General features: G+C 52.3%; 1 rRNA gene. It reads right to left on the reverse strand.

From position 1 onward, the window contains the following. Nucleotides 1-1157, reverse strand: a 23S ribosomal RNA gene (locus tag KUV72_RS19615); the annotation flags it as partial. Nucleotides 1158-1269: the final 112 nt, after the last annotated feature.

Genomic DNA, 1269 nt, shown 5'->3' on the forward strand with positions numbered 1-1269 from the left:
GGCAACCCGTAGCTTCGGTACCTGGTTTGAGCCCCGTTACATCTTCCGCGCAGGCCGACTCGACTAGTGAGCTATTACGCTTTCTTTAAAGGATGGCTGCTTCTAAGCCAACCTCCTAGCTGTCTAAGCCTTCCCACATCGTTTCCCACTTAACCAGGATTTCGGGACCTTAGCTGACGGTCTGGGTTGTTTCCCTTTTCACGACGGACGTTAGCACCCGCCGTGTGTCTCCCACGCTGCACTCACCGGTATTCGGAGTTTGCCTCGGGTTGGTAAGTCGGGATGACCCCCTAGCCGAAACAGTGCTCTACCCCCGGCGGTGATACGTGAGGCGCTACCTAAATAGCTTTCGAGGAGAACCAGCTATCTCCGGGCTTGATTAGCCTTTCACTCCGATCCACAAGTCATCCAAATCTTTTTCAACAGATCCTGGTTCGGTCCTCCAGTTGATGTTACTCAACCTTCAACCTGCTCATGGATAGATCGCCCGGTTTCGGGTCTATTTCCAGCGACTGGTCGCCCAGTTAAGACTCGATTTCTCTACGCCTCCCCTATACGGTTAAGCTCGCCACTGAAAATAAGTCGCTGACCCATTATACAAAAGGTACGCGGTCACCGAACAAGTCGGCTCCCACTGCTTGTACGCACACGGTTTCAGGGTCTATTTCACTCCCCTCTCCGGGGTTCTTTTCGCCTTTCCCTCACGGTACTGGTTCACTATCGGTCAGTCAGGAGTATTTAGCCTTGGAGGATGGTCCCCCCGTCTTCAGTCAAGGTTTCACGTGCCTCGACCTACTCGATTTCACAACACTCAGGTTTCGGTTACGGGGCTATCACCCACTATGGCCAGATTTCCCAATCTGTTCACCTACCAGTTGTGTTGCTTAAGGGCTGGTCCCCGTTCGCTCGCCGCTACTAGGGGAATCTCGGTTGATTTCTTTTCCTCGGGGTACTTAGATGTTTCAGTTCCCCCGGTTCGCCTCTCATGCCTATATATTCAGCATGAGATACCCAAGTGATCTTGGGTGGGTTTCCCCATTCAGAGATGTCCGGGTCGCAGGTCGTTTGCCACCTCGCCGAACCTTATCGCAGGCTTCCACGTCTTTCATCGCCTCTGACTGCCAAGGCATCCACCGTGTGCGCTTCATCGCTTGACCATATAACCCCAAAAGGTCTGTCAATCGATGATGTCACGACAATTGCCGGATACGCTTGAGACGTATCTTACTTTGTCAGCATGATATACATTGTTAAAGAGCGTTAGAGTCG

Source organism: Halomonas sp. DP4Y7-1, from assembly GCF_019800705.1.
GTDB lineage: Bacteria > Pseudomonadota > Gammaproteobacteria > Pseudomonadales > Halomonadaceae > Halomonas > Halomonas litopenaei_A.